This is a genomic window from Aureimonas ureilytica DSM 18598 = NBRC 106430, assembly GCF_000382705.1.
In the GTDB taxonomy this organism is placed as follows: Bacteria; Pseudomonadota; Alphaproteobacteria; order Rhizobiales; family Rhizobiaceae; genus Aureimonas; species Aureimonas ureilytica.
Genome location: NZ_ARQE01000010.1, coordinates 188372 through 214659, shown reverse-complemented (window position 1 = coordinate 214659; position 26288 = coordinate 188372). Strand labels below are relative to the sequence as shown.

Sequence of the window (26288 nt, the reverse complement as noted above, 5' to 3'; positions counted from 1 at the left end):
CGGCCTTCGTGGTCAAGCCAGAAGCGGATTGCCCAAACCTGTTGCGGCTTCAGCGCCCGTTTGGCGCCAACTGTGCGCCCAGCGTTCCAAGCCCTGCGCGCACTACCAATCGGATCGAATGTCGTATGTCCCATTGTCGTTCTCCCATGGCCAGAACGGCCGATGGAAGTGTGCAGCCGCCGACGTGCTGCCGGATGCTTCCTCATGAGATCAGGTCGGGAGCCGACCGGCAGCTTTCGGGCAAATGAAAAGCGCGCTCAAGCGACCGGGATGGGCGCAAGGTGGACTTTGGATACCACTCTCGGAACAACGGATGTCCAGCCGTCCTCAAACTCACTAAAATCCTCGATAGGCTCCTTACGGCAAGGGGCGAATTGCAGATCCGGTGGGGCCCCTCAGCCCTAGATTCACCCCGCACTTCCGCCGGCCGTCCGGCCTTCAAGGACCTGTGATGGGACTGGCCTGACCCTGTTCGCTGCCGATGGACGGCACGAGGGTCGCCTACGGTTGCGGCGAGGCGGACGCTTGCAATCCTCGCCGATCGTTGGGGCTTCGTCGCGTCGACAGGAACGGTGCCGAACGTGCTAGATCCGATCGGCAAAAGCTGGCGATTGCATGGTGCTACAGGACCGGCACTGGTCTTCTGACATCATTGCAGCGGCTGTCAGGTACGTTGGTGCACTTCGCCTCGTTGAAGCGTCAGGTAGCTATATGCGCGTCAAACCGTGCTGAGCGCTACCTATATGCGCGTCAATTGAGATCCTTTATGCGCGGCAGAAACCTGCAAGCCATTGATCTCTCAGGAGCGCGAGCTGTAGGTTTATGCGCGTCAGCACACCCGCAGCGACTCGTCGCGTTCGGGCAGGGTGATGTCGGAGGCGGCGGGGCTGGCCACGCGCGTCGTCAGCGGCAGTTTCTCGGCCTCCCACTTCTTGCGGCCGCCGTCGAGCAGCTTCACTTCGATGCCGTAGGTGTCGAACACCCAGGCGCCCCAGGCGGCGAACCAGTTGTTGTTGTCGCCGTAGAGGACGACGGTCGAGTCATTGTCGATGCCGAGCCGACGCACCAGCGCCTCGAAGTTCTCGCGGCTGGCAATGTCGCGCTGGATGGGATCGACGAGATCCGTGTGCCAGACGACGTTCTGGGCGCCCTCGATGTGGCCCCGCTCGAAGGTGCCGGGATCGACCGAAACCTCGATCAGCCGCAGGGCGGGATCGCCGAGATGGGTTTCCAGCCAGTCGGTCGTGACCAGCGGGCCGGACGGCGCGTCGAGCGCGAAGGCGGAGGAGGTGGCGGCCAGGAGCGCGGCGGCCGAGACGAGGATGCGGGCGGAAGGGGGCATGATCGTCCTTCGATGGGATCAGAGGTTGTACCGCTGGGACGGCCGGGCGGCTGCCGTGACCGTCGCCGATAAACCTATGCGGGTGGAGGACGCCCTGCGAGGAACGATCTTCTAAATATACAAAAAAACTAGATAATAAGCTGCTCTGGATCGGTATGGTGCATGGCAGGGACGCCGGGACCTGCGGGCGGTCCGGCCCGGGTCGGGCGTGCAAGCCTCGGGGTCCTCGGTCGTCGGGCCGCGCTTGACGCAGCACCGTGTTCCACCGCCATTGGATCGTGCCGCGGTCGGGGCGGCTGTCTACGGCTTGGCGGAAGCGGTTCTTCCGCTCGAGGCGCCGATGCGAGCTTCGTCCCTGTTGCCCGTCAGTCGCGCGGGTCGCCGCGCATCACCAACCGGCCCTCCTCGGCCTTGTGGTAGAACTGGCTCGCCACCAGCCAGCCCTTGAGGGGTCTGAGCGGCAGGATGCAGGTCAGCAAGATCACGGGCAGGGAGACGAAGATGTGGACCCAGAACGACGGCTCGAAGGCGACTTCCAGCCACACCGTGAACAGGACGGCCGGGAGGCAGGCGAAGCAGACGACGAAGAAGGCCGGACCGTCGGCGGGGTCGGCGTAGGAGTAGTCCAGCCCGCACACCTCGCAGCCCTCGCGCATGGCCAGGAACCCGCTGAACAGGTGTCCCTTGCCGCAGCGCGGGCAGCGACCCTTCACGCCGACCTTCCAGGGCTCCAGTCGCGGATAGGTTCGGTCTTGGCTCATGGCGGTGTTCCTGGTTTCGGCGGGAGGCCCGCAGGCGGCGGCCCCATGCGGTCTCGCGCGCGCCGCTTGCAAGCTAGTGAAGCTGATGTATGCATGCATTTGAAGGAATTGTATGGGTCGCACAAGGGAAATCCATGAGTGATACGACGACGGCCACATGGGTCCCGGACATCGCCGGACGCTCCGGCCCGATCTACCTGCGCATCGTCGAGGCCCTCGCGCAGGACCATGCCGACGGTGCCCTGCATCCCGGCGACCGCCTTCCTGCCCAACGGGCCCTCGCGGAACGCCTCGGGGTCGACCTGACCACGGTCACGCGCGCCTTTTCCGAGGCGCGTCGCCGCAACCTGATCGACGCGGCGGCGGGGCGCGGCAGCTTCGTGACGGCCCGAGGCCCGGAGGAACCCATCCTCGACCTCGGCATGAACATCCCGCCGTCCCCGCTTGGTCTGAACCTCCCCGGCCTCATCCGCGGCGGGATCGACGGGCTTTTGAAGCGGTCGAGCGCCGAGGCCCTCCTGTCCTACCATCCAGGTCCCGGCTCCCCCGCGGAACGGGGGGCTGGCGTGTCGTGGCTGGAAGGGAGCGCCGGCCGCCGGCTGCCGCTCGACCGCGTGGGGGTCGGTGCCGGGGCGCAGGCACTCCTGACCGCCGTGCTGCTCTCGACTGCGCGCGAAGGGGATGCCGTCCTGGTGGACACGTTGACCTATCCGGGGTTCATCGGGCTCGCGCGCACGCTCAGGCTGAGATTGGTGAGCGTGGGCGCGGATGCGGAGGGAATGCGGCCGGACATGCTGGAGGCGATGGCTAAAGAGACGCACGCTCGTCTCGTCTACCTCAACCCGACGCTTCACAACCCGACGACGCGTGTCGTGCCCGAAACCCGGCGGCACGACATCGCCGCCGTGGCGCGTCGCCTGAACCTCGCGATCATCGAGGACGACCCCTACGCGCCGCTTCTCGCCGACAAGGCCCCGGCCTCGTTCCTCGCGATCGCTCCCGAGGCGACGTTCCATGTGGCGACGCTCGCCAAATGCATCTCGCCCTTCCTGCGGACGGCCTTCATCGCGGCCCCGTCGGCGGAGGCGTTGAACCGCGTTGCCGCCAGCTTGCGGAGCCTGACGCTCATGGCGGCCCCCCTGATGACGAGCCTGGCGTCCGAATGGGTCCGCAGCGGCGTGGCGGAGGAGATCGTCGGTGGCGTGCGCGCCGAGGTGCGGGCTCGCCACGAGATCGCTGCGGCCGTCCTGCCGGGCGGCGCGCGCCTGAACCCGGACGCCTTCCATGCCTGGCTGGAACTGGGAACACGGCAGCAGGCGTCCGTCGTCTTCGAAACCGCCCGTGCCCAAGGCCTCGCCGTCAGCCCGGCCGCCGATTTCTCCACCGGGGACAAGGCGCCCGAAGCCGTCCGCGTCGCGCTCGGCGCGATCGGCAGCCGGGAAAGGCTGGCGGACGCTCTCCGACGGCTTGCCACGGTCCTCGGAACGCCGGGCGCGGCAACGGCCGCAATGGTGTGACGAGGGCCGGATGGGGACATCCTCTCGCGGAGGGTGCTCCAACCTTGGGAAGCGCAGCTGGAAGCACGCGGCCCATGGACGGGCCGTGCGGGCCTGCGCGATTGCGGCTTCGGCCCGATCCCCAGCATGCCGTCGCTCACCCGACACGCATGCCGGAGCGTCATTTTAGGATTGATCCAAGCGGGGCGCTCAAGCACGATCCGCGCGGGAGGAAAAGGAAATGGAATACAGGTCTGACCCTGGTGGATTGGCTTGTCCGGTCCAGCATTCGCGACCGAACGTTGTCGAGAAGCTGGTCGAATACCGCTGCGCGCACTACGCCGCGCACTCCGAGGCGGCGACTTACATCACCAACACGCCCGCTCGCGTTCAGTTCAGGTTCTCGAACCCGATCCTGTGCGAGTTGCGGTCGGGGACGAAGGTGATGCGGATCGGAGGGGCGAATCCGTTCGAGGTTCGCCCGGGTGACGCCGTCTTCGTTCCCGCCGGGCTGGAGATCGACGTCGATCTCGATTCCGCCAGTTTCCTCCAGCCCGTCGAGTGCGACTGCGTCGAGATCGAGGCCAGCCGCTTCGAGAGCATCCTCGGCCGGTTGAACGAACGGGCGGAGGGACGCGGGCGCGACGGGACGTTCGGCATCAATTGGTCCGCGTTCGCCGTGCTGCGCGGGCCCGAGGCGAGGAGCCTGGACCTCCCCGCCTTGATGCGTCTGTTCCGGATGGAGCGCGACGTCTTCATGGATCACCGCATCGACGCACGCATCGAGGACACCCTGCTGGGCTTGTTGCAGGCACGGGCGCACGACCTCCTCCTGGTCGTGGCCAACGCGCCGGACAACGGCATCCACGCGGCCATCCGCCTGATCCGCGAGAGCCTCCACCGTCACGTCTCCGTCGACGAACTGGCCCGGGTCGCCTGCATGTCGGTGTCGTCCCTGCACCGGAACTTTCAACGGCAGTTCGGAACGACGCCCGCCCGCCTCGCCAACGACTACCGCGTGGCCGAGGCCAAGAAGAGCCTCAGGGAAAGCGACGAGCGCACCGAGACCCTCGCGTTCCGTCTGGGCTTTTCCGACGCGAGCCACTTCAGCCGCACCTTCCGCAAGATGACGGGCGAGAGCCCGCTGGAGTACCGGAAAAGCCGGCGGCACAAGCCCGGCAATCCCGTTTGGTGACCGTGTTCCAGAAGATGCGATTCCTGTCGATGGACGCGAGCCGCTTCTCGTCCGACGGTCTCACCCGTTCTCCAGGGAGGGTGAGATGCTGGACGTGGCAAGGATTCAGACATCCGGGACGGACGTTCCGTACCGTGCGATGTTGCGTGGCGGCGAATGGGTCGGCTCGGCCGGCGGGGCGGTCTTCGAGGCGCTGAACCCGACGACCGGTCGTGCGGTGGCGACGGTGCCCGACGCGACGGAAAGCGATGTCGACGCGGCCATCGCGGCGGCGGCGGCGGCACAGCCCTCTTGGGCTTCGCTCCCGCCGGCGGCGCGGGCCGCCCTCTTCCACAAGGCCGCTTCCCTCTTCGAGGAGCGCCGGGACGAGTTCGTCTCCGCGCTCGTCGCCGAGACGGGGTCCGGCCTCGGCAAGGCGGCGTTCGAGGCCTCGCTCGTGCCGCTCCTCCTCTGGGAGGCGGCAGGCCTTCCCACGCGCGAGATCGGCGAGACCTATCCCAGCCAGGTTCCCGGCAAGGTCAACCGGACGGTGCGGGCGCCGGTGGGCGTCGTCGGGGTGGTCAGCCCCTGGAACTTCCCTCTCTACCTGTCGCTGCGCGGCTTCGCCTACGCCCTGGCGCTCGGCAACACGATCGTGCTGAAACCGTCCGAGGACAGCCCGATCACCGGCGGCCTCATGCTGGCCGAGCTGCTGTCGGACGCCGGCTTCCCGGACGGCGTCTTCAACGTCGTGACGACCGCCCGCGAGGGCGCCCCGATGGTCGGTGGGCGCTTCGTGGAGGACGACAGGGTCAAGGTCCTCTGCTTCACGGGCTCGACGGCCGTGGGCCGCAGCCTCGCCACGGCGTGCGCCGAACGCTTCAAGCCGATCGTCCTCGAGTTGGGCGGCAAGAACCCGATGCTGGTCCTCGAGGACGCGGACCTCGACCGTGCCGTCGACCTCGCCTTCTTCGGCTCGTTCCTCCATCAGGGACAGATCTGCATGTCCTGCGACAAGGTCCTCGTCCACCGCTCGCTCTACGATCGTTTCACAGAGAAGCTGGTCGCCAAGACGTCGAATTTCGTCCCCACGTCACCGGACGAGCAGACCTGCGTCATCGGTCCGATCATCAACGAGCGGCAGTTGCGGCGCATCGAGCGCCTCGTCGACGAGGCCGTCGCGGAAGGGGCGCGCGTTCGTTGCGGGGGGCGGGCGGACGGCCCCTTCTATGCCGCCACCGTCCTCACGGATGTCGGTCCCGGCACGAAGGTCTGGCGTGAGGAGATCTTCGGCCCCGTCACCACGGTCACGCCGTTCGACACGGATGCCGAGGCGGTCGCCATGGCGAACGACACGGTCTACGGGCTCACCGCCTCGGTCGTCACGTCCGACGCGCTGCGGGGCGAGATGCTCGCCGAACGCCTGCACGCCGGGATGGTCCACGTGAACGACTCGACCGTCCACGACGAGCCGCACTGCCCGTTCTCGGGGCTGGGCGCCTCGGGTGGGGGCGGGAGATGGGGGCCGAAGGGCGCCGTCGAGGCCTTCACGGTCCAGCGCTGGATCTCGGTCCAGCGGGAGCGGCACGCGCTGCCGTTCTGAAGGCATGGTCGCGCCGGGGGAGGAGACCCGGCGCGACGACACAATCGGGAGGAAAATCCATGCATTTGACTTCGGGGGCACTCGAGGACGGCGATCGCCTGCTCGCGCTCCAGGCCGGACTGGTCCACGGCAAGATGGACCGCCGGACCTTCATCAAGATGGCGTTGGCCGCGGGCGCGACCCTGTCGGCGGCGCAATCCTTCGCGCAGGACCTGGGCGACGCCGCCGTCACCCAGCGCTACAACGCACGCAGCCTGGCCGCCTCCTACGACTACGTCGTGGTGGGCTCCGGGTCCGGGGGCTCCGTCGTCGCCGGTCGCCTCGCGGCCGAGACCGACGCCACGGTTCTCGTGCTGGAGGCGGGTGGCACCGACCAGCTCGAGGCCGTGCTCAACCCTCTGCTCTGGCCGACCAATATCGGATCGGAGCGGGACTGGAACTACGCGGCCGAACCCTCGCCGGCGGTCAACGGCCGGTCGCTGATCCTTCCCATGGGCAAGGTCGTCGGCGGCGGCTCGTCCGTCAACGTCATGATCTGGGCCCGGGGACACCGGAACGACTTCGAGTTCTGGGCCTCGGAAACGGGCGACGACGCCTGGAGCTACGCCAACGTCCTTGAGATCTACAAGCGCATCGAGGACTGGCAGGGCGTTGCCGACGAGGCGCGGCGGGGCAGGGGCGGCCGGCTCTACGTCACGCCCGTCCGTGACCCGAACCCCGTCGCGCCCGCCTTCCTGGCGGCCTGCGCGGGGGTCGGCATCCCGACCTTCGAGGACATGAACGGCTCGATGATGGAAGGCGGCGGCGGCGCGGCGCTCGCGAACGTGCGCATCCGCGACGGCGTGCGCCGGAGCATTGCGGCCGACTACCTTTGGGACACGCTGAAGCGGCCGAACATCACCCTCCTGACGGGCGCCATCGTCCACCGCATCGAGATGGACGGGACCAAGGTCAAGGGCGTGACCTTCGAGAGGAACGGCGAGATCGTCACCGTCGGCGCAGGCCGCCGCGTCGTCCTCTGCGCGGGCGCGATCAACACCCCGAAGATCCTGATGCAGTCGGGGATCGGCCCCGCCGCGCACCTGCGCGAGGTCGGGGTCGACGTGCGCCACGACCTGCCCGGCGTCGGGCAGAACTTCCAGGACCACATCCTGGCCGCCGGATGCGTGTGGGAGTACCCGACGCCCCTTCCGCCGCGAAACTCCGCCGCCGAGGCGACCTTCTTCTGGAAGTCCGATCCGGCGCTCGACACCCCCGACCTGCAGCCGTTCCAGATCGAGGTGCCCTACGTCACGAACGTCCACGGCAGCGCCTACACCGTTCCCCCCGGGTCCTGGACGATCGCGCCGGGCATCGTGCGGCCGCGCTCGACCGGAGAGGTCCGACTGCGGGGGCCGAACCCGTCCGACCCGGTGTCGATCGACGGCGGGTTCCTGAAGGAGGAGGCCGATCTCGTCGCCTTGACCCGGTGCATCGAACTCTGCCGCGAGATCGGCAACGCCCCCGCCATGGCGGAGTTCGTCAAGCGCGAGATCATGCCGAACGCGATCAAGGGCGAGGAGCTCAGGAATTTCGCGCGGAACGCGGCCGGCACCTATTTCCACGAGAGCTGTACCTGCAAGATGGGTCGCGACGGGATGTCCGTCGTCGACGGCCGCCTGTCCGTCCACGGTATCGAGAACCTCTCCATCGCCGATGCCTCGGTGATGCCGCGCGTGTCGACGGGAAACACCATGGCCCCGACCGTCGTCATCGGGGAACGCATGGCCGACATCCTGATCGGTTGAGCCCGGCGACGGCCACACCATCCGCGGGCGGAGCCCCGCGCCGGGCAGACCGGCGCGGGGCTCCGGTCCCTCGCGGGGCGGCGCCGCGTGGGTCACGCGATCGTTGCGTCCGCCGTGTCCAGCTTCGCGGAGAGTTGCAGCATCTGCTTGAGCAGTCGCGACTCGTCGCTGCGCCTGTGGCTGAGGATGATCGGTGAGGTCATCTCCGGTTCGTCGAGTTCGACGAAGGCGAGGTCGGCGCGTCCGAGCCGCCTCGCCGACGCGGGAACCACGCAGACGCCGCCGCCGGACGCCACGAGACCGAGGGCTGTCTGGAGTTCCCGAGCCTCGACGACCCTGAAGGGCCGGATGTCCGCCCCGCGATAGAACGCGAGCACCTGGTCGGCGTAGGAGGGCCGGGGATATTTCGGGTAGACGACGAGCGTTTCCGGTGCGGTGTCAGCGAGCTTCGGGGCGACGTCCAGCCGACCGAGCGGGTGGTCGAGCGGCACCGCCAGCCAGAGGCGTTCCTCGCGCAGGACGCGGCGGGTGATCATGTCGTCGTTGAAGCTCAACCGGCCGAAGCCGACGTCGATCCGCCCGTCCTTCAGGGCGGCGACCTGTTCGAGTGTCGTCATCTCCAGGAGGTTGACCTCCACGCCGGGGACGAGGACGCGAAACCGACGCATCAGTTCGGGCAGCGTGTCGTAGAGCGTCGAGGCGACGAAGCCGATGTTGAACTGGAGGATCAGGCCCTTGCCGATCCTCGTCGTCATGGCCTGCGCCTCGTCCACGCGCTGGAGAATCTGGAGACCCTGCTCGTAAAGGTATCGACCCGCCTGTGTCAGCGTAAGGGGGCGGCCGCGGTCGAGAAGCCGGGTTCCGAGGTCCTCCTCGAGCTGCTGGATCTGACGGCTGAGCGGGGGTTGCGCCATGTTGAGCTTCAGCGCAGCCCGGCTGAACGACCCTTCCGCCGCGACGGTGGTGAAGTAGCGAAGATGCCTGAGTTCCAAAAAACCGCTCCGTTTCCATACCCGGAAGGTATGAATTTAGACGCAAACGATCCTGTGCATCAAGCGGACCCGCAGCTAGCGTCAGGCATCAACCGGAGAGCAACCGTGCAGCAGTCAGCACCCGTGATCGAGGAAGTCGAGACCATCCTCCTGGATGTGCCGACGATCCGTCCGCACCACTTGGCCATGACGGTGATGAACAGCCAGACGCTGATGGTCGTCCGCATCCGCACGTCGGACGGGGTCGTCGGCGTCGGCGAGGGGACGACGATCGGCGGCCTGTCCTACGGCCCTGAAAGCCCCGAGGGCATGAAGCTGGCGATCGACACCTACATCGCGCCGATCCTGGCCACCTGCGATCCGACCCGGGTCGGGGTTGCCATGGACAGGATCGCGAGCGCGGTCCAGGGCAACAATTTCGCGAAATGCGCGGTCGAGACGGCGCTGCTCGACGCGCAGGGCAAGCGGCTCGGCTTGCCGATCTCGGAACTGGTCGGGGGGCGGCGCCACGACCGCCTGCCGGTCGCCTGGACGCTCGCCAGCGGCGATACGGCCCGCGACATCGACGAGGCCGAGGACATGCTCGCCCGGCGCCGGCACAACATCTTCAAGCTCAAGATCGGCAAGGGCGAGCCGAGGGCGAACGTCGCCCATGTCGCGGCGATCAAGCGCGCGCTGGGCGAGCGGGCCTCGATCCGTGTCGACGTCAACCAGGCCTGGTCGGAGGCGACGGCCTCGGCGATGCTTCCCCTGCTGCGGGACGCGGGCGTCGATCTGATCGAGCAGCCGGTCTCCTTGCGCAACCTCGGCGGGCTCCGCCGGCTCGCCAGCCAGACATCGACGGCCATCATGGCGGACGAGGCGCTTCAGGGCGTCGAGAGCGCGTTCCAGATCGCCTGCACAGCCTCCGCCGACGTGTTCGCCATCAAGATCGAGCAGTCGGGCGGCCTCTACGCCGCCGCGAAGGTCGGAGCCGTCGCCGAGGCCGCCGGGATCGGGCTCTATGGCGGCACGATGCTCGAGGGCGGCATCGGCACGACGGCCTCGGCGCATCTGTTCTCGACCTTCGCGCGGATGGAATGGGGCACCGAACTCTTCGGCCCGCTTCTCCTCACGGAGGAAATCCTCGAGGAGCCGCTCGACTATTCCGAGTTCACGCTCGGCGTGCCGGCGGGGCCCGGCCTCGGCGTGCGCCTCGACGAGGCCGCCGTGGGGCGCTTCCGTCGCGACCGCCCCGACCGGACCATCCACCTTCTCAAGACGGGGTCGTGACCATGCTGTTCCAGGTCGAAATGAACGTGCGCCTCCCTGCCGACTGGCCGGCCGCCGACGCCGCGGACCTCAAGGCGCGCGAGCGCGCACGGGCCCAGGAACTCCAGGGCGAGGGCAAGTGGCGCCATCTCTGGCGCCACGCCGGACGCTACGCGAACACCAGCATCTTCGACGTGGAGAGCCCGCAGGAACTGCACGACATTCTGTCGGCCCTGCCGCTCTTCCCGTTCATGGACATCACCGTAACCCCGCTCTGCCGGCATCCGTCGTCCATTCGCGACGACGATCGGTGACCTTGCGGGCGGCCAGGAGGAGGAAGCCAATGCCAGCCAATCTGATGACGAAGAAGGACATGAAGGAACTGGCCGCCGAGGCCGCCGGCTCCGCTGCCGAGGGAGGCAATCCGCGGGTCAAGGAGGTGACCGAACGCCTTCTGTACCGCGTCATGCAGGTGATCGACGAGTGCGATGTCACCATGGACGAGTTCTGGGCCGCCGTCGGCTTCATCGCCAAGGCGGCGAAGAACAACGAATTCGGCCTGCTCGTCCCGGGCGTGGCGCTCGAGCACTTCCTCGACCTGCGGCTCGACGAGGCGGACAAGCGCGCCGGCATCGGCGGCGGCACCGTCCGGACGATCGAGGGTCCCCTCTATGTCGCCGGCGCGCCCCTGTCGAAGGGCGAGGCCCGCATGGACGACGGCACCGATCCCGGCGAGGTCTTCATCATCTCCGGCCAGGTCACCGACGAGGCCGGCCGCCCGATCCCGAACGCGATCGTGGACATCTGGCACGCCAACTCGAAGGGCGGATATTCCTTCATCGACGGCGAACAGGCGCCCTACAATCTTCGGCGGCGCATCCAGACCGGCGACGACGGGCGCTATCTGGCGCGCTCGATCGTGCCGAACGGCTACGGATGCCCTCCCGAAAGCGCCACGCGCGAACTGATGGGGCTGCTCGGACGGCATGCCGAGCGACCCGCGCACGTGCACTACTTCGTGTCCGCGCCCGGTCACCGGACGCTGACGACGCAGTTCAACTTCACGGGCGACAAGTACCTCCACACCGACTTCGCGTTCGGCACGCGTGACGAGCTGATCGTGACGCTGGACCGGGTCACCGATCCGGCCCAGATCCGCGATGCCGGGCTGAACCGCCCCTTCGCCCGGGCCACGTTCGACGTCGTCCTCACGAAAGAGACGGCGACCGCTCCCAAGACGGTGGTCGAGCGCGAACACGTCATCGCCGCCTGACGAAGCCGCGCGCCGCGCCATCGCCGCGGCGCCTTCCCGCCCCATTCACCTGAGGAACCCGACGATGCATCAAGCGATGATCGAGCGCCTGGAATCCACGGTCGAGCACAACGCCGAGACGGGGGCCTTCCGCTGCAAGCGGGAGATCTTCACCGATCCGGAGTTCTTCGAGCTGGAGATGCGGTACATCTGGGAGGGCAACTGGGTCTACGTCGCCCACGAGAGCCAGATCCCCAACAACAACGACTACCTGACCGGCTATATCGGCCGCCAGCCGATCGTCATCAGCCGGGACCGGACCGGGACGCTTCACTGCTTCCTGAACGCCTGCTCGCATCGCGGCGCCATGGTGTGCCGCCACAAGCGCGGCAACAAGTCGACCTACACCTGCCCCTTCCACGGCTGGACCTTCAACAACACGGGCAAGCTCCTCAAGGCCAAGGACCCCGAGGGCGCGGGCTATCCCGACAGCTTCAACAAGAACGGCAGCCACGACCTCACGAAGGTCGCCCGGTTCGAGAGCTATCGCGGGTTCCTGTTCGCGTCGCTGTCGGACGACGTGAAGCCCCTGGCCGAGCACCTGGGCGAGGCGACCAAGATCATCGACCTCATCGTCGACCAGTCGCCGGAGGGCCTCGAGGTCCTGCGGGGCAATTCCCAGTACATCTACGACGGCAACTGGAAGCTCCAGGCCGAGAACGGCGCGGACGGCTACCACGTGTCGTCGGTCCACTGGAACTACGCGGCCACCACCCAGCAACGCAAGGCGGCGGCGGCCGAGAAGGACGACATCCGCGCCATGGACGCGGGCGGCTGGGCGAAGAAGGGCGGGGGGTTCTACTCCTACGAGGGCGGGCACCTCCTGCTCTGGACGAACTGGTCGAACCCGGAGGACCGTCCCCTCTATCCCGTCCGGGACAAGCTCGTGGCCGAGTTCGGTCAGGCGCGGGCCGACTGGATGATCGAGAAGAGCCGCAACCTCTGCCTCTACCCGAACGTCTTCCTCATGGACCAGTTCTCCTCGCAGATCCGCGTCTACCGGCCGATTTCCGTCGACAAGACCGAGGTCACGATCTACTGCATCGCGCCCAAGGGCGAGAGCGCCGAGGCGCGCACGCACCGGATCCGGCAGTACGAGGACTTCTTCAACGCGTCCGGCATGGCGACGCCCGACGACCTCGAGGAGTTCCGCTCCTGCCAGATCGGCTACGGCGCGCGCAACGCGGTCTGGAACGACCTGTCGCGGGGCGCCACCCACTGGATCGAGGGCGCGGACGAGGACGCGGAGGCGATCGGCATGAAGCCGCTCCTGTCCGGTGCCCGCACCGAGGACGAGGGCCTCTTCGTCATTCAGCACGGATACTGGAAGGACACCTTGATCGAGGGATTGCGCCGCGACGCGCAGGCTGCGGCCGCGATGGCGGTCGCCGCCGAGTAGCCGGTCGGGGCCCGCGACCCGGGCCCCAGGCGAGCATGCGGAGCGCGCGGGCAAGCCGCGGCGCCCGCGACCGGGAGGAGAGGAACCCATGAGCGCTGTACTCAAGACCATCGAAGGTGAGGGGGACGCCCTGCCGGGCGCTCTCTCCATGGAGGAGATCCGGGCCTTCCTGTACGCCGAGGCGCGTTGCCTCGACGATCGGGACTGGGACGGCTGGCTGGCGTGCTACGCCCCCGGCGCGACGTTCCACATGCCCGCCTGGGACGACGACGACCTGCCGACCGAGGACCCGCGCACCGAGATCTCGCTGATCTACTACGGCTCGAAACAGGGCCTCGAGGATCGCGTCTTCCGCATCCGCACCGAACGCTCCTCGGCGACCTCGCTTCCCGAGCCCCGAACCTCGCACAACATCTCCAACATCGAGGTCGTCGAGCGGGGGGAGGGAACCCTCAAGGTGCGGTTCAACTGGTTCAACCTCAGCTACCGCTACAAGACGACCGACAGCTATTTCGGCACCTCGTACTACACGATCGACACGAGCGGCCCGAAGCCGCTGATCACCGCCAAGAAGGTGATCCTGAAGAACGACTACATCCACCACGTGGTCGACATCTACCATATCTGACGGCCGTGGGCTGCCGCGGGAGGACCCCATGACGAACAGGATCGCCCTCAATTTCGAGGACGGCGTGACGCGCTTCATCGACGCCATGCCGCAGGAACTCGTGGCCGACGCGGCGTACCGCCTCGGTCTCAACATCCCCATGGACTGCCGCGACGGGGCGTGCGGGACATGCAAGTCCCGGTGCGAGAGCGGCACCTACACGCTCGGCTCGTATATCGAGGACGCGATGACCGAGGAGGAGGCGGAGGCCGGCCACGTCCTCACGTGCCAGATGCGGGCGACCTCCGACTGCGTCCTGAGCATTCCCGCCGCGTCGTCGGTCTGCAAGGTCAAGGTCGCGACGCACGAGGCCGAAATGGTGGAGGTGCGCCCGCTCTCGGACTCGACCATCGCCTTCAAAGTCAGGGTCCTGGGCGGGGACCTGCCCTATCTTCCCGGCCAGTACGTCAACGTCCAGGTTCCCGGGACCACGCAGACCCGCTCCTACTCGTTCTCGTCCATGCCGCGCGACGGGGTCGTCGAGTTCCTGGTGCGCAACATCCCGGGCGGGCTGATGTCCACCTACCTCTCGGGTCCCGCCGCCGGTGGCGACGCGCTCGCCCTTACCGGACCCATCGGCGCCTTCTACCTGCGCGAGCCCAAGCGTCCGCTGCTCATGCTCGCGGGCGGGACCGGGCTCGCCCCCTTCCTGGCCATGCTCGAGGCGCTGGAGCGCAATCCGACGTCGCAGCCCGTCCACATGGTCTACGGCGTGACCCGCGACGTCGATCTCGTCGAGGTCCCGCGCCTCGAAGCCTTCGCCGCCTCGATCCCCGGCTTCACCTTCGCGACCGTCGTCGCCGACGAGGCCTCGACGCACGAGCGCAAGGGCTACGTGACGCAGCACCTGCCCAAGGAGGCGCTGTTCGGCGGCGACGTCGACGTCTATCTCTGCGGCCCGCCGCCGATGGTGGAAGCCGTGCGGTCGCATTTCGAAACCACGGGCGTGACGCCGGCGAGCTTCCATTTCGAGAAGTTCAACCCGTCGCAGCCCGCGGCATGAGGGCGACCATGCGCTTCGAGGGCAAGAGCATGATCGTGACCGGCGCCGCGCAGGGCATCGGCCGGCAGGTGGCGATCGAGGCCGCCGCAGAGGGCGCGCTGCTCGCGCTCGTTGACCGCTCGCCGATCGTCCAGGCGGTGGCCCGGGAGATCAACGACGCGGGCGGCCCGGGTTTCGCCTTCGCGATCGAGGAGGATCTCGAGACGTTCGCGGGCAACGAGCGGGTCGTCGCGCAGGCGCTCGCGCGGCACGGCGGCGTGGATATCCTCGTCACGAACGTGGGCGGCGCCATCCGCATGCAGCCCTTCCAGGAGTTTTCGGAGCAGCAGATCGTGGCGGAGATCAACCGCTCGCTGTACCCGACGCTCTGGGGCTGCCGCGCGGTCCTGCCGCTGATGCTCGAGCAGAACCGCGGCTCCATCGTCAACGTATCGTCGATCGCCACCAAGGGCATCAACCGCCTGCCCTATTCCGCGGCGAAGGGGGCGGTGAACGCCCTGACCGCCTCGCTCGCCTTCGAGATCGGCGCCCGCAACGTGCGGGTCAACGCGGTCGCGCCCGGCGGGACGACGGCCCCGCCGCGAAAGGTGGCGCGCGGCCCCGGCGCGGCGGATGCGCGCGAGCGCCAATGGGTCAAGGAGGTCGTCGACCAGACGATCGCGTCGTCCCACATGGGCCGCTACGGTCTCCTGCGCGAGATGTCCGCCGCGATCCTCTTCCTGGCGTCGGACGCCGCGTCCTACATCACGGGCACCGTCCTTCCCGTCGGGGGCGGCGATCAGGGATGACGGCCCGCTGCGCGACGCCGCGATCATGGCCGGGAGAGAAGCACGAGAGATGATCGGGTTCGAACGGCCCGCCGCCGAGCGCCCAGGCCTGCGCACCGTCCTTGGCGACCTCGGCCCGGCGCAACTGGCGACGGGCTTCATCGCGTTCCTGTTCTCCGCGACGGGACCCCTGGCGATCATCCTGTCCGTCGGCACGCATGGCGGCCTGACATCCGCCGAGCTCTCCTCCTTCGTGTTCGGCGTCTTCTTCATCAACGGGCTGATCACGCTCGCGATGTCGTGGGCGTACCGCCAGCCCCTGGCGCTGTTCTGGACCATTCCGGGAACGGTCCTGATGGGGCCCGCACTCCAGCACCTGACCCTTCCCGAGGTCGTCGGCGCCTTCTACGCGACCAGCCTCGTCGTCCTTGTCCTCGGCCTCTCCGGGCTGGCCAGGCGGGTCCTCGAAATCCTGCCGACGCCCATCGTGATGTCGATGGTCGCCGGCATCTTCCTGCAGTTCGGGACGGGGGTCGTCCGGGCGGTGCATGGCGACTTCGTTCTCGCGGGATCGATGGTCGCCGCCTTCTTCGCGCTGTCCGCCGTTCCGCAGGCCGGGAAGCGGATGCCGCCCCTGATCGGAGCGCTCCTCGTCGGCTTCGCCGTCGTCATCCTTTCCGGTCGCCTGGACGCCGCTGGCTTCCACGGCTTCGTCCTGGCGCAGCCGCAGATCGTGCCTCCCGCGTTCTCGCTCCTCGCGATGGCGGAACTCGTCGTTCCCCTCGCGATCACGATCCTCGTCGTCCAGCACGGGCAGGGGTTCTCCGTCTTGCAGCAGGCCGGCCACCGCCCGCCTCTGACGGCGGTGACGGTGGCGGCGGGGATCGGCGGGATGCTGAGCGCGGCCGTCGGCGCGGTGGGAACGGCGCTGACGGGCCCGACCAGCGCCTTGATCACGTCGGCCGGGTCGCCGGACAGGCACTACGCCACCGCCATGGTGACGGCGGTGCTCGCCATGCTGTTCGGCCTCGCGGCTCCCACCTTCGTCGACCTGCTGCTCGGAATGCCCGTCGAACTCATGCTGACGCTGGGGGGCCTTGCGATCCTGCGCGTCCTGCTCACCGCCTTGTCCATGGCGTTCCACGGACCCTTCTCCTTCGGGGCCCTGGTGTGCTTCCTCGTGACCGTCGCCGACCTGCCGCTCCTGAATGTCGGGGCGGCCTTCTGGGGTCTGGTCGCGGGCGTGGGAGCCTCGCTTCTGATGGAGCGGGACGCCTTCGCCAAGGCGCCGAACTGATCCCGGGCGCGCGCCATCGGTCCTGGCGCCGGAAACGCGACCAGATCCGCGCAATCACCCACCTGAATACCCTGCGGGTATGGAAATACACCCAATCGATCCTGTCGTGTCCCAGCGCCCTTGCATAGGCTGGCACGACGAGAAGACCGTCCGGATACCTGCCCAGGTATCGAAGCGAGACGGTCCGCGAGAGACTTTCACCGGGAGGAACCAGCATGACCTCGAGCATTCATACGCCGAACCGCCGTCGGTTCCTGCTTGGAACGGCAGGCCTCGTCGCCTCCGCGGCGGCGTTCCGCTTTCCGACCCCTGCGATCGCCCAGGCGGTTCCGCTGCGCGTCGGTTTCATGCTTCCCTACTCGGGGACCTTCGCCAAACTCGGGGATTTCGTCGACAACGGCTTCCGCGTCCAGGTCGAGCGCCTGGGCGGCCAGCTCGGCGGCCGGCCCGTCGAGTTCGTCAAGGTCGACGACGAGTCCAAGCCCGAGAGCGCCACTGACAACATGAACCGCCTCGTCGGGCGCGAGAAGGTCGACGTGGTCGTCGGCACCGTGCATTCGGGCGTCGCCATGGCGATGGTGAAGGTCGCCCGCGACACCGACACGATGCTGGTCATCCCGAACGCGGGCGTGAACGAGGCCACGGGCCCGATGTGCGCCCCGAACATCTTCCGGACGTCCTTCTCGAACTGGCAGGTCTGCCACCCGATGGGCAAGGTCGTCCACGACGCCGGACACCGTCGCGTCGTGACCATCACCTGGCGATACGCGGCCGGAGACCAGATGGTCGGCGCCTTCAAGGAAGGGTTCACCGATGCGGGCGGCGAAATCGTCGAGGAACTCGCGGTGCCGTTCCCGGAGGTCGAGTTCCAGGCGCTGATCACCCGCATCGCCACCCTGCGGCCCGATGCGGTCTTCGCCTTCTTCGCCGGCGGCGGCGCGGTGAAGTTCGTCAAGGACTACGCGGCGGCCGGTCTGCACGGCCAGATTCCGCTCTACGGTTCGGGCTTCCTGACCGACGGCACGCTGGAGGCGCAGGGCGCGGCGGCCGAGGGCGTCCAGACGACGCTCCACTACGCCGACGATCTCGACAACCCGGCGAACACGCAGTTCCTCAAGGTCTTCAAGGACAAGACCGGCGCGGTCGGCGACATCTACGCCGTGCAGGGCTGGGACGCGGCGGCGCTGATCGACGTCGGACTGCGCGCGACGAACGGCGACTGGGCCGCGCGGCAGGAGACGGTGGCCGCCATGCGCTCGGCCAAGCTCGACAGTCCGCGCGGGCCGCTCGGCTTCAACAAGGCCGGAAACCCCGTCCAGGACATCTACCTGCGCGAAGTCCGCAACGGCCGCAACACGATGGTGAAGGTCGCCGAGCAGGCCGTCAACGATCCGGCGAGGGGCTGCCGCATCAGCGCCTGACGCGACGCCGCATCCGGCGGGTCTGCGTCCCCCATCGCGGACGCGGACCTGTCCCAACTGCAACTGTCCGGTCGCGGGGTTCGCTCGATGGACGCACTGACTTTCGGCATCCAGCTCTTGAACGGCGTCCAGTACGGGCTCGTTCTCTTCCTGGTGGCCAGCGGGCTGACGCTGGTCTTCGGCATTCTCGGGGTGATCAACCTCGCGCACGGCTCGTTCTACATGCTCGGCGCCTATCTCGCCTGGGCGATCACCGCCTACACCGGCAATTTCGCTCTCGCGATCGTCTGCGCCCTCGCGATCTCGTTCGTCCTCGGGATCGCCCTCGAGGAGGTCTTCGTGAAGCGGATGATGGGGCGGGACCATCTTGCGCAGGTCCTTCTCTCCTACGGCCTGATCCTCGTGATCGACGAGATCCGGCAGATCGTCTTCGGCCGGGACGTCCACTCGGTGGCGCCTCCGCAATGGCTGCAAGGGTCGATCCAGATCACCGACGTCCTCGCCTACCCCGTCTACCGCCTGGCGCTCTGCGTGGTCTGCCTGATCCTGGCCGGGGCGATCTTCTACCTGATCCAGCGCACGCGCCTCGGCATGGTCATCCGGGCCGGGGCCGAGAACCGGGACATGGCGCGGGCTCTCGGAATTCCGTTCGACATCGTGAACCGCTACGTGTTCGCCGTCGGCATCGCGCTCGCCGCGCTCGGCGGAATGCTCGTCGCCCCGATCTCCACGGTCTTCCCCGGAATGGGAGACGGGATGCTCATCCTGTCCTTCGTCGTGGTCGTTCTCGGGGGCATCGGGTCGGTGACCGGCGCGGCGATCGGCGCCCTCATGATCGGGCTGACCGACACGTTCGGCAAGGTCTTCTTCCCGCAGTTCTCGTCGATCCTGATCTACGTCTTGATGGCCGCGGTTCTTCTCTGGCGGCCGAACGGCCTCCTCGGCCGGGCTTGAGGAGGGATACGGTGAAAAGCTCACAGCTCCGCTTCGCCGTCGTCGGCGCCCTGGTCCTCGCCGCGGCCCTCCTGCCGCTCCTGGCGGCGTCCTACTACGTCCAGTTCGCCTCGAAGGCGATGCTCATGGCGGTCTTCGCGCTCTCCCTGAGCATCGTCGTCGGCTATGGCGGCCTCGTCAGCATGTGCCACGCGGCCTTCTTCGGGCTGGCCGGCTACATGCTGGGCTTCCTGTCCCCGGAGGACGCGGGGGCGACCCTGTGGTGGTCGCTGCCGGCCGCCATGGCCGTGGTCGCCGTCGCCGCCGCCGTGATCGGCGCCCTCTCGTTGCGCACGCGCGGCATCTATTTCATCATGGTGACGCTGGCCTTCGGGGAGATGCTCTTCTACCTCTTCCACGACACGAAAATCGGCGGCGGGTCCGACGGCCTCTACATCTACTACCCGCCGGAACTCGTCCTGGGCGGAGCGAGCCTCCTCGACCTCGCAAACGCGCGGACCTTCTACTACGTCGCCTTCGGCCTGTTGCTCGCGGCGGCCCTCCTGGTGCGCACCCTCGTGTCCTCGCCCTTCGGCCGCGCCCTTCAGGCCTCGCGCGACAACGAGCAGCGGGCGCGTTCGCTCGGGTTCCCCGTCTTTCGCATCCGCCTCGTCGCCTTCGTCGTGTCGGCCATGCTCGCGTCGGTCGCCGGCTATTTTTCCGCGGCCCAGTTCGGCTTCGTCGCGCCGCAGATGCTGGGATGGCACGCCTCGGCGACGGTCCTCGTCATGGTCGTGCTCGGCGGCATGACGTCGATCCTCGGACCGATCGCCGGCGCCTTCGCGCTGCTCGGCCTCGAGGAGGTCCTGAAGGCGTCCATCGAGAACTGGCGTCTGGCGAAGGGGCTGGTCGTCATCGCGATCGTGCTTCTCCTGCCCGGCGGCCTCCAGCATCTCCTGGCGATGGTCATGCCGGAGCGTGCCGTCAGGCGGTCCGCGACGGCGGTCGGAAACGACGTCCCCGTTTCGGCGGACGCGGTGAAGGGAGTGGCCAGCCATGGATGACGTCCTGCTCGAAGCCAGGCAATTGTCGAAGCGATATGGCGGGCTGCATGCCGTGTCGGACGTCAGCCTCGCGGTGCGGCGGGGAGAGATCCACGCCGTGATCGGCCCGAACGGCGCCGGCAAGTCGACGCTCGTGAACCTCCTTTCGGGGGACACCAAGGTCACCTCCGGCACGATCGCGCTTTCGGGGCGCGACGTGACCGGGCTCGCGCCGGATGCGCGGGCCATGGCCGGCATTGCGCGGTCCTACCAGAAGACGATGATCTTCCCGGGATCGACCGTGTTCGAGAATGTCCGGCTCGCCGCCCAGGCCCGGGCCGGACATCCTCTGAGGATGTTCGGAGCCGCGACGGCGAACCAAGGCGTGAACGCCAGGGCCGAGGACGCCATCGCGGAGGTCGGGCTCACCTCGCGGATCGACACGATCGCGCGCGACATGAGCCACGGCGAACAGCGCCAGCTCGAGATCGCCATGGTGCTCGCCACCGCGCCGACCGTGATCCTCCTCGACGAGCCGCTCGCGGGCATGGGCCACGCGGAGGCCCAGCGTGTCATCTCCATCGTCCTCAAGCTCAAGGCCGACCGGGCTGTCGTCCTCGTGGAGCACGACATGGACGCGGTCTTCGCCCTGGCCGACCGCCTGACCGTCATGGCGGACGGGAAGGTGATCGGATCGGGCGATCCGGAGGAGGTCCGGAACCACCCGGCGGTCCGCGCCGCCTATCTCGGCCACGAACACGGTGTCGCAGCATGAGCGCGCTTCTCACCATCCGCGACCTGAAGGGCTTCTACGGAGCCAGCGAGGTGCTTCACGGTGTCGATCTCTCCATTCGGCCGGGCGAGCAGGTCGCCCTCATCGGTCGCAACGGAATGGGGAAGACGACGCTCCTGAAGTCGATCGTCGGCCTTCTGGCGGACCGTCGCGGATCGATCTCGTTCGCCGGAATCGAGACGACGAGGGCGAAGCCCGAGGACATCGCGCGCCGCGGCATGGCCTATGTCCCGGAAGGGCGAGGCGTCTTCGGCTCCCTTTCGGTCGTCGAGAACCTCGTCATGGCCGCGCGGGCCGGCGTGACGGGCTCCCGGCGATGGACCATCGAGCGCGTCTTCGAGGTCTTCCCGCGCCTCCACCAGCGCCGCGCCAACGGCGGGCACCAGCTATCGGGCGGGGAGCAGCAGATGCTCTCGATCGGCCGGGCGCTGATGACCAATCCGGACCTCATCGTCCTCGACGAGGCGACCGAAGGTCTCGCGCCGCTGGTCGCGCAGGAGATCTGGAAGACGCTTGGGATCATCCGCGAGGAGGGGATCGCGACGATCGTCGTCGACAAGGATCACCGCTCGCTCGGCGCCGTGTCCGACAGGATGCTCATCATGTCGAAGGGCGAGATCGTCTTCGACGGCACTCCCGTGGAACTCGCCGCCGCCCCGGCGGTCCTCGAAAAGCATCTCGGAGTCTGACGCCTTGCCCTTCGTACGCACGCCCGGCGCCACGCTCTTCGTCACCGAAGCCGGATCGCCGGAACGGCCCGCGATCCTGTTTTCGAACTCCCTCGGCACGACCCACCGCATGTGGGACGCCGTGGTCGACGATCTTGCCGTCGACCACCGGTGCGTGCGCTACGACACGCGCGGCCACGGCTCGTCGAGAATGGCGTCGGCCTCCTGGGACATGGACGATCTCGCCGACGACGCCATCGCCATCCTGGACAATCTCGGGATCGCGACGGCTCATTTCGCGGGGCTTTCGCTCGGCGGCATGGTCGGGCAGGCATTGGCCTCGCGTTACCCGGAGCGCCTGCGGTCGCTGACGCTCCTGGCCACCGCCGCGCTCATGCCCCCGCCCGAAAGGTGGCGGGACAGGGCCGACCTCGTCCGGCGCGACGGAATGGCCTCGGTCGAGGCGCAGTCCCTCGAGCGCTGGTTCACGCCGGGCTTCGCCGCACGGGACCCCGGCCGGGTGTCGGCGGCCGGACGGGAGCTGCGTTCCCTCGATCCGATGGGCTACGCCGCCGCCTGCGAGGCGATCGCCTCCGCCGACCTAAGGGAGAGGCTGGGGACCATCGCCGTCCCAACGAGCGTCGTCGCGGGGCAGGACGATCCCGCGACCCCTCCGGCGATGGTGCGAGAGCTGCACGAGGCCATCCGCGGGTCCGGTTGGACCCTCATGTCGCCCGCAGCCCACCTCATCGCGATCGAGCGCCCCGGCGAGGTGGCCGAGCACCTTCGCTCCGTCTGCGGAGCCGCCGACCGCGAAGGCCGGGCTGCTGCCGTTGCCTGAACCCCAGTGCCGGACCATGCCCGGCCCGTTGACCGACCCCCGACCCGAAAGGACGACGCGATGGATGGACGCCCGACGAACGGTGGACGCGAGCCGAGGATCGCGATCGTGGGCGCGGGGATCGGAGGCCTGACGCTTGCCATCGCCCTGCGCCGACGCGGCATCGACGCGACCGTCTACGAGCAGGCCCCGAAGCTCGCCGAGATCGGCGCGGCGGTCGCCCTGTCCGCCAACGCCACGCGCGAACTCGAAAGGCTCGGCTGCCTGCCAGGCGTCGAGGCCGCCTCGACCGAGCCGACGGAGCTGATCTATCGGGGCTGGCTCGACCGGGAACGGATCGCCGCATTCCCTGTCCGGAACGGCCGGGCCTATCGGGACCGCTTCGGCGCTCCCTATTTCGGCATCCATCGCGCCGACCTCCAGATGGTTCTGGGGAGCACGTTCGGCGCCGACGGCATCCATTTCGGCAAGCGCGTTTCGTCCGTTGCGGACGGAGCGAATGGCATGCGGCTCGATTTCGAGGACGGCGACAGCGTGGAGGCCGACCTCGTTGTCGGAGCCGATGGGGTCCGGTCCAGGGTCCGGGAGCACGTGGCTGGCCGTGACGTCGTGCGCTATTCGGGCACGAGCGCGTTCAGGGGCATCATCCCCGCGTCCTCCCTCCCGACACTGCCGGACCCTCAGGCGATCCAGTTCTGGATGGGTCCCGACGCGCACCTCCTGCACTACGCCATCGGCCCCGACGGCAAGGACGTGAACTTCTTCGCCGTGGTCGAGGGGCCGGCCGAGTGGCCCGACCCGCAACGCTGGACGATCCCCGTCGAAAAGGGCGAGAGCCTCGCCGCGTTCGCGGGCTGGGACCCGGCCGTGGTCGAGATGGTCGGGCAGGAGCCGTTCGGCCTGCGCTGGGGCCTGTTCACGACACGTCCGCTGACGAGGTCGCATCGCGGCCGCGCGGTGATCCTCGGCGACGCGGCCCACGCCATGCTGCCCCATCACGGGCAAGGGGCCAACACGACGATCGAGGACGCCGTCGTCCTGGCCGAGCTGATCTCGCGGCGCGGTCTGACCGATCTCGATCGCACCCTCGAGCGCTTCGGCGCTCTCCGCCGCAGCCGCACGCGCATCATCCAGCGCAGCGCCGCGGCGACGAACGACGCGCTTCACCTCACCGACGACGACGACATTGCCGCGCGCAACGTGAGGGTCGGCCGCTTCCCTGTCGAGTTCGGCTGGATTCATGAGTTCGATGCCCTGAAGTCCGTGCAAGACGACGAGGAACGGGCAGGGCAAGCCCTTGCCCGACAGGGTGCGGGAGGCCGTGGCGCGACCTCCTCGGGCGCGGGCTCGCGATGCGCTCCAGTTCGGCCGGGTTCCGTCCCGGCGGCAGCGCCTGGAGGCTGAAACGCGGGCATGGCGCGATCGATGCGCAGGCCCCGACGGGCCCGCATCGACCGCAACATTCACCTGCCCCCGAAACCGATCCCGAACACACGCGTCTTGTCGATATCGGAGCTAGAGGGCGCCGAGCGAAGGCGGGGGGAGGGGCGTGCCGCACCGGCGCGTCGCCCGCCTTGCCGGACCGAAGAGCACAGCGGCCCCCTTCCTCCGCCATCCATGCGCGACGACGGGCAAGCTCGAATGCTCAGCTATAAGCCTCATCCGCCCTGGCGACGAGAGCGTCCGAGCGGGCAACCCGCAAGGCGTCGGCGATCTCGCTGCGGGCCAGATCGATCAGACGCTCCATGGCACCGCGCGCCGCATCGGGGCGGCGCATGTCGATCGCATCCCAGACGTCCCGATGCATGCGGATCGCGTCCTCGTGCGACTGGCTCGCGCGGTTCGTCAGGCGGAAGCTCGACAAGAGGGCGGCGCGGATCGCCGAGACGAACTGCTGGTAGACCCAGTTCTCGCTGGCATTGATGATGGCGGTATGGAAGGCGAGATCGGCGCGGCTCCAGGCCTCGCCGTCCCGGTCGTTCGCCTCGACCATGGCGTCGAGCGCGACGCGGATCGCCTCGCGGGCCTCCTCGTCGGCGCTCGCGGCCGCAAGCGCCGCCGCCGCGGGCTCCAGAAGGCGCCGCGCATCCAGGAGGGACAGGTAGAAGCGGTCGTCCGTCCTGTAGCGCAAGGCCGCTTCGAGGATCTGCGGATCGAGATAGTTCCAGTTCTCCTGCGGCATCACGATGGTGCCGGCCCGCGTGCGCGATCGCAGCAGCCCTTGCGCGCCCATATGCTGCATGGCCTCCCGCAGGGCGGTGCGGCTGACCTGAAACCGCTCGGCGAGCTCGGTTTCGTTGGGAAGCGTCCCGCCTTCCGGGAACTGCCCGGAGACGATCTCGTCCACCAGGCGCTGCAACAGGCCCTTGCGGACCCGCCGACGCCCGCCCCCCGTCTCCTCGCCGACCCGCGGCACTGGTGCGATCTGGTTCACTCGCCACCCCTCCAGACAACGACCATGCTCATAGATCGTACAATTAGACCATGCGCGGATGGCCGTACAGGCGAAATGCACGGGAAAGGCTGATCGATTGAGGGGGCGAGGTCCTTCGCTGCGTGGGTTTCGGAGGGGATTCTCGCCCGGCAGGTGCTTCCGATGACCGTCGGCTGAAAATTTGTAGGATGAATTGACAGCGATTTGGGAGCCCGCTACGAAAATGACCGAACGGGAGGCCGACTTGCCGGAGGTGGCAGCGGAACCGTCGGTTGGGAGAGATCGATGACAAGCTTCGGACGATTGACGCTCGCCTTGGCGGGCGCCACCCTCATGTGCGCCGCCCCCGCCTCGGCGCAGGACAAGGACATTAAGGTCGGCGCGATCTACATGGACGCGCAGGGCTTCTATGCGGGCGTGCGCAAGGGCATCCAGACCGCCGCCGACGACGCCGGGCGCAAGCTGGAGGTCATCGAGACCAACGCGCAGGGCGACGTGTCGAAGGAATCCTCCTTCATCGACTCGCTCATCTCCTCGGGCGTGCAGGCCATCATCGTCTCGCCCGTTTCCGCCGACGGCTCCTACCGGGCCATCCGCCGCGCCCATGACGCCGGCATTCCGGTCGTGTGCTACAACACCTGCCTGAACGACGCCGACATGAAGGAATACGTCTCGGCCTACGCGGTCGGCGACCCCTACGACTTCGGCCACAAGCTCGGCGACAAGGCGGCCGACTACTTCATCGCCGCCAACATGACGGCGCCCAAGATCGCCGTCCTCAACTGCGAGTTCGTCGAGGTCTGCGTGACCCGCCGCAAGGGTTTCGAGGAGGCGCTGAAGGCCAAGGTGCCGGGCGCCGAGATCGTCGCCAACCAGGAAGGCGCGATCCTCGACAAGGCCGTATCCGTGGCCAGCACCATGCTCTCCTCCAACCCCGAGATCGACGCCTTCTTCGGCGAGGCCGGCGGTGCGACGCTCGGCGCGGCGCGCGCGGTGCGCAGCCAGAACCGCGTCGGCAAGGTCGTGGTCTTCGGCGGTGACATGACCACCGAGATCGCCCAGGAGCTGGCGCAGTTCGACGTCATCAAGGCGGTGGTCGACATCTCCGGCCAGGGCCTCGGCAAGCTGGCCATGGCGCAGGCCGTGAAGACGATCGAGGGCGATGCCCCGGCCGACATCAAGGTGCCCTACGAGATCGACGTCTACGCCTCGGCCGAGGACGGCAAGGCCTGGCTCGAGGCCCACAAGGACGGCATCCCGTAAGCGGAGCCGCGCCATCTGCCGGCGGCGTCCCGTCGCCGCCG

Annotated in this window: 24 protein-coding genes; 20 read left to right on the top strand and 4 right to left on the bottom strand. The window is 68.2% G+C overall.

The genetic code is table 11. The annotated features are described in order from the left end of the window. Window positions 1-829 precede the first annotated feature (829 nt). Both B146_RS26735 and B146_RS0119610 read right to left on the bottom strand, forming a co-directional pair. Window positions 830-1342, bottom strand: coding sequence for a sulfurtransferase (locus B146_RS26735; RefSeq protein ID WP_019998186.1), 513 nt, complete (start codon window positions 1340-1342; stop codon window positions 830-832). Window positions 1343-1707: 365 nt separating this feature from the next. Continuing rightward, window positions 1708-2103 (bottom strand): DUF983 domain-containing protein, encoded by a 396-nt coding sequence (locus tag B146_RS0119610; RefSeq protein WP_019998184.1) that lies wholly within the window; start codon window positions 2101-2103, stop codon window positions 1708-1710. Window positions 2104-2237: 134 nt separating this feature from the next. Between B146_RS0119610 and B146_RS0119605 the strand changes: the two genes are divergently transcribed. From B146_RS0119605 to B146_RS0119590, 4 genes are all read left to right on the top strand, one after another. Further along, window positions 2238-3620 carry an aminotransferase-like domain-containing protein gene (locus tag B146_RS0119605; protein ID WP_019998183.1) on the top strand — a complete coding sequence of 461 codons (1383 nt, stop codon included), beginning with the start codon at window positions 2238-2240 and terminating at the stop codon, window positions 3618-3620. Between the two features lie 220 nt (window positions 3621-3840). Continuing rightward, entirely contained in the window at window positions 3841-4794 is a 954-nt protein-coding gene (locus B146_RS0119600; RefSeq protein WP_081631049.1) for an AraC family transcriptional regulator, read from the top strand. Between the two features lie 85 nt (window positions 4795-4879). Beyond that, window positions 4880-6376: an aldehyde dehydrogenase family protein gene (locus tag B146_RS0119595; RefSeq protein WP_026358771.1), complete on the top strand. Its 1497-nt coding sequence runs from the start codon at window positions 4880-4882 to the stop codon at window positions 6374-6376. Window positions 6377-6435: 59 nt separating this feature from the next. Next, on the top strand, window positions 6436-8163 hold the full coding sequence (locus tag B146_RS0119590; RefSeq protein ID WP_019998180.1) for a GMC family oxidoreductase: 1728 nt from the start codon (window positions 6436-6438) through the stop codon (window positions 8161-8163). Between the two features lie 92 nt (window positions 8164-8255). On the opposite strand, the gene B146_RS0119585 is transcribed toward B146_RS0119590, so the two are convergent. Continuing rightward, window positions 8256-9155, bottom strand: coding sequence for a LysR family transcriptional regulator (locus B146_RS0119585; protein ID WP_019998179.1), 900 nt, complete (start codon window positions 9153-9155; stop codon window positions 8256-8258). 123 nt (window positions 9156-9278) lie between these two features. Between B146_RS0119585 and B146_RS0119580 the strand changes: the two genes are divergently transcribed. The 15 genes from B146_RS0119580 (at window position 9279) to B146_RS0119510 (ending at window position 23954) form a co-directional block, all read left to right on the top strand. Next, a complete protein-coding gene (locus tag B146_RS0119580; protein WP_019998178.1) occupies window positions 9279-10427 on the top strand; it encodes a muconate/chloromuconate family cycloisomerase in 1149 nt (382 codons plus the stop codon). Between the two features lie 2 nt (window positions 10428-10429). Further along, the gene (catC, locus tag B146_RS0119575; protein ID WP_026358769.1) at window positions 10430-10720 is read left to right on the top strand and encodes a muconolactone Delta-isomerase; all 291 of its coding nucleotides are present in this window, start codon (window positions 10430-10432) and stop codon (window positions 10718-10720) included. A 29-nt stretch (window positions 10721-10749) separates the two neighbouring features. After that, window positions 10750-11679, top strand: a complete 930-nt coding sequence (locus tag B146_RS0119570) for a dioxygenase family protein (protein ID WP_019998176.1) — start codon at window positions 10750-10752, stop codon at window positions 11677-11679. A gap of 64 nt (window positions 11680-11743) precedes the next feature. Next, window positions 11744-13117 (top strand): benzoate 1,2-dioxygenase large subunit, encoded by a 1374-nt coding sequence (gene benA / locus B146_RS0119565; protein ID WP_019998175.1) that lies wholly within the window; start codon window positions 11744-11746, stop codon window positions 13115-13117. 88 nt (window positions 13118-13205) lie between these two features. Then, entirely contained in the window at window positions 13206-13745 is a 540-nt protein-coding gene (benB, locus tag B146_RS0119560; protein ID WP_019998174.1) for a benzoate 1,2-dioxygenase small subunit, read from the top strand. Window positions 13746-13773: 28 nt separating this feature from the next. Continuing rightward, the gene (gene benC / locus B146_RS0119555; RefSeq protein ID WP_019998173.1) at window positions 13774-14787 is read left to right on the top strand and encodes a benzoate 1,2-dioxygenase electron transfer component BenC; all 1014 of its coding nucleotides are present in this window, start codon (window positions 13774-13776) and stop codon (window positions 14785-14787) included. Continuing rightward, window positions 14784-15575, top strand: a complete 792-nt coding sequence (benD, locus tag B146_RS0119550) for a benzoate diol dehydrogenase BenD (RefSeq protein WP_019998172.1) — start codon at window positions 14784-14786, stop codon at window positions 15573-15575. Before benC ends, benD begins: the two co-directional genes overlap by 4 nt. Window positions 15576-15624: 49 nt before the next feature. Beyond that, on the top strand, window positions 15625-16851 hold the full coding sequence (locus B146_RS0119545; protein ID WP_019998171.1) for a benzoate/H(+) symporter BenE family transporter: 1227 nt from the start codon (window positions 15625-15627) through the stop codon (window positions 16849-16851). 215 nt (window positions 16852-17066) lie between these two features. Then, entirely contained in the window at window positions 17067-18272 is a 1206-nt protein-coding gene (locus B146_RS0119540; protein WP_019998170.1) for an ABC transporter substrate-binding protein, read from the top strand. Window positions 18273-18359: 87 nt separating this feature from the next. Next, window positions 18360-19226, top strand: coding sequence for a branched-chain amino acid ABC transporter permease (locus B146_RS0119535; RefSeq protein ID WP_019998169.1), 867 nt, complete (start codon window positions 18360-18362; stop codon window positions 19224-19226). Window positions 19227-19237: 11 nt separating this feature from the next. Further along, entirely contained in the window at window positions 19238-20269 is a 1032-nt protein-coding gene (locus tag B146_RS0119530; protein WP_019998168.1) for a branched-chain amino acid ABC transporter permease, read from the top strand. After that, window positions 20262-21023, top strand: a complete 762-nt coding sequence (locus tag B146_RS0119525; RefSeq protein ID WP_019998167.1) for an ABC transporter ATP-binding protein — start codon at window positions 20262-20264, stop codon at window positions 21021-21023. The genes B146_RS0119530 and B146_RS0119525 overlap by 8 nt, the downstream gene beginning before the upstream one ends. Further along, a complete protein-coding gene (locus B146_RS0119520) occupies window positions 21020-21730 on the top strand; it encodes an ABC transporter ATP-binding protein (protein ID WP_019998166.1) in 711 nt (236 codons plus the stop codon). The genes B146_RS0119525 and B146_RS0119520 overlap by 4 nt, the downstream gene beginning before the upstream one ends. A 4-nt stretch (window positions 21731-21734) precedes the next feature. Then, window positions 21735-22550, top strand: coding sequence for a 3-oxoadipate enol-lactonase (pcaD, locus tag B146_RS0119515; RefSeq protein ID WP_019998165.1), 816 nt, complete (start codon window positions 21735-21737; stop codon window positions 22548-22550). A 60-nt stretch (window positions 22551-22610) separates the two neighbouring features. Continuing rightward, entirely contained in the window at window positions 22611-23954 is a 1344-nt protein-coding gene (locus B146_RS0119510; protein ID WP_019998164.1) for an FAD-dependent monooxygenase, read from the top strand. Window positions 23955-24195: 241 nt separating this feature from the next. Here the strand turns inward: B146_RS0119510 and B146_RS0119505 are convergent, their stop codons facing one another. Further along, window positions 24196-24984, bottom strand: coding sequence for a FadR/GntR family transcriptional regulator (locus B146_RS0119505; protein ID WP_019998163.1), 789 nt, complete (start codon window positions 24982-24984; stop codon window positions 24196-24198). 285 nt (window positions 24985-25269) lie between these two features. Between B146_RS0119505 and B146_RS0119500 the strand changes: the two genes are divergently transcribed. Beyond that, window positions 25270-26247: a substrate-binding domain-containing protein gene (locus B146_RS0119500; protein ID WP_040408773.1), complete on the top strand. Its 978-nt coding sequence runs from the start codon at window positions 25270-25272 to the stop codon at window positions 26245-26247. Window positions 26248-26288: the final 41 nt, after the last annotated feature.

Excerpts from the sequence above, each read along its gene's own strand:
- B146_RS0119520 (WP_019998166.1), top strand. The coding sequence starts at position 21,020 with ATGAGCGCGCTTCTCACCATCCGCGACCTGAAGGGCTTCTACGGAGCC.
- B146_RS0119570 (WP_019998176.1), top strand. The coding sequence starts at position 10,750 with ATGCCAGCCAATCTGATGACGAAGAAGGACATGAAGGAACTGGCCGCC.
- catC (WP_026358769.1), top strand. The coding sequence starts at position 10,430 with ATGCTGTTCCAGGTCGAAATGAACGTGCGCCTCCCTGCCGACTGGCCG.
- B146_RS0119610 (WP_019998184.1), bottom strand. The coding sequence starts at position 2,103 with ATGAGCCAAGACCGAACCTATCCGCGACTGGAGCCCTGGAAGGTCGGC.
- benC (WP_019998173.1), top strand. The coding sequence starts at position 13,774 with ATGACGAACAGGATCGCCCTCAATTTCGAGGACGGCGTGACGCGCTTC.
- B146_RS0119540 (WP_019998170.1), top strand. The coding sequence starts at position 17,067 with ATGACCTCGAGCATTCATACGCCGAACCGCCGTCGGTTCCTGCTTGGA.
- B146_RS0119500 (WP_040408773.1), top strand. The coding sequence starts at position 25,270 with ATGACAAGCTTCGGACGATTGACGCTCGCCTTGGCGGGCGCCACCCTC.
- benA (WP_019998175.1), top strand. The coding sequence starts at position 11,744 with ATGCATCAAGCGATGATCGAGCGCCTGGAATCCACGGTCGAGCACAAC.
- B146_RS0119590 (WP_019998180.1), top strand. The coding sequence starts at position 6,436 with ATGCATTTGACTTCGGGGGCACTCGAGGACGGCGATCGCCTGCTCGCG.
- benD (WP_019998172.1), top strand. The coding sequence starts at position 14,784 with ATGAGGGCGACCATGCGCTTCGAGGGCAAGAGCATGATCGTGACCGGC.
- B146_RS0119545 (WP_019998171.1), top strand. The coding sequence starts at position 15,625 with ATGATCGGGTTCGAACGGCCCGCCGCCGAGCGCCCAGGCCTGCGCACC.
- B146_RS0119535 (WP_019998169.1), top strand. The coding sequence starts at position 18,360 with ATGGACGCACTGACTTTCGGCATCCAGCTCTTGAACGGCGTCCAGTAC.
- benB (WP_019998174.1), top strand. The coding sequence starts at position 13,206 with ATGAGCGCTGTACTCAAGACCATCGAAGGTGAGGGGGACGCCCTGCCG.
- B146_RS0119605 (WP_019998183.1), top strand. The coding sequence starts at position 2,238 with ATGAGTGATACGACGACGGCCACATGGGTCCCGGACATCGCCGGACGC.
- B146_RS0119595 (WP_026358771.1), top strand. The coding sequence starts at position 4,880 with ATGCTGGACGTGGCAAGGATTCAGACATCCGGGACGGACGTTCCGTAC.
- B146_RS0119600 (WP_081631049.1), top strand. The coding sequence starts at position 3,841 with ATGGAATACAGGTCTGACCCTGGTGGATTGGCTTGTCCGGTCCAGCAT.
- B146_RS0119510 (WP_019998164.1), top strand. The coding sequence starts at position 22,611 with ATGGATGGACGCCCGACGAACGGTGGACGCGAGCCGAGGATCGCGATC.
- B146_RS0119525 (WP_019998167.1), top strand. The coding sequence starts at position 20,262 with ATGGATGACGTCCTGCTCGAAGCCAGGCAATTGTCGAAGCGATATGGC.
- B146_RS26735 (WP_019998186.1), bottom strand. The coding sequence starts at position 1,342 with ATGCCCCCTTCCGCCCGCATCCTCGTCTCGGCCGCCGCGCTCCTGGCC.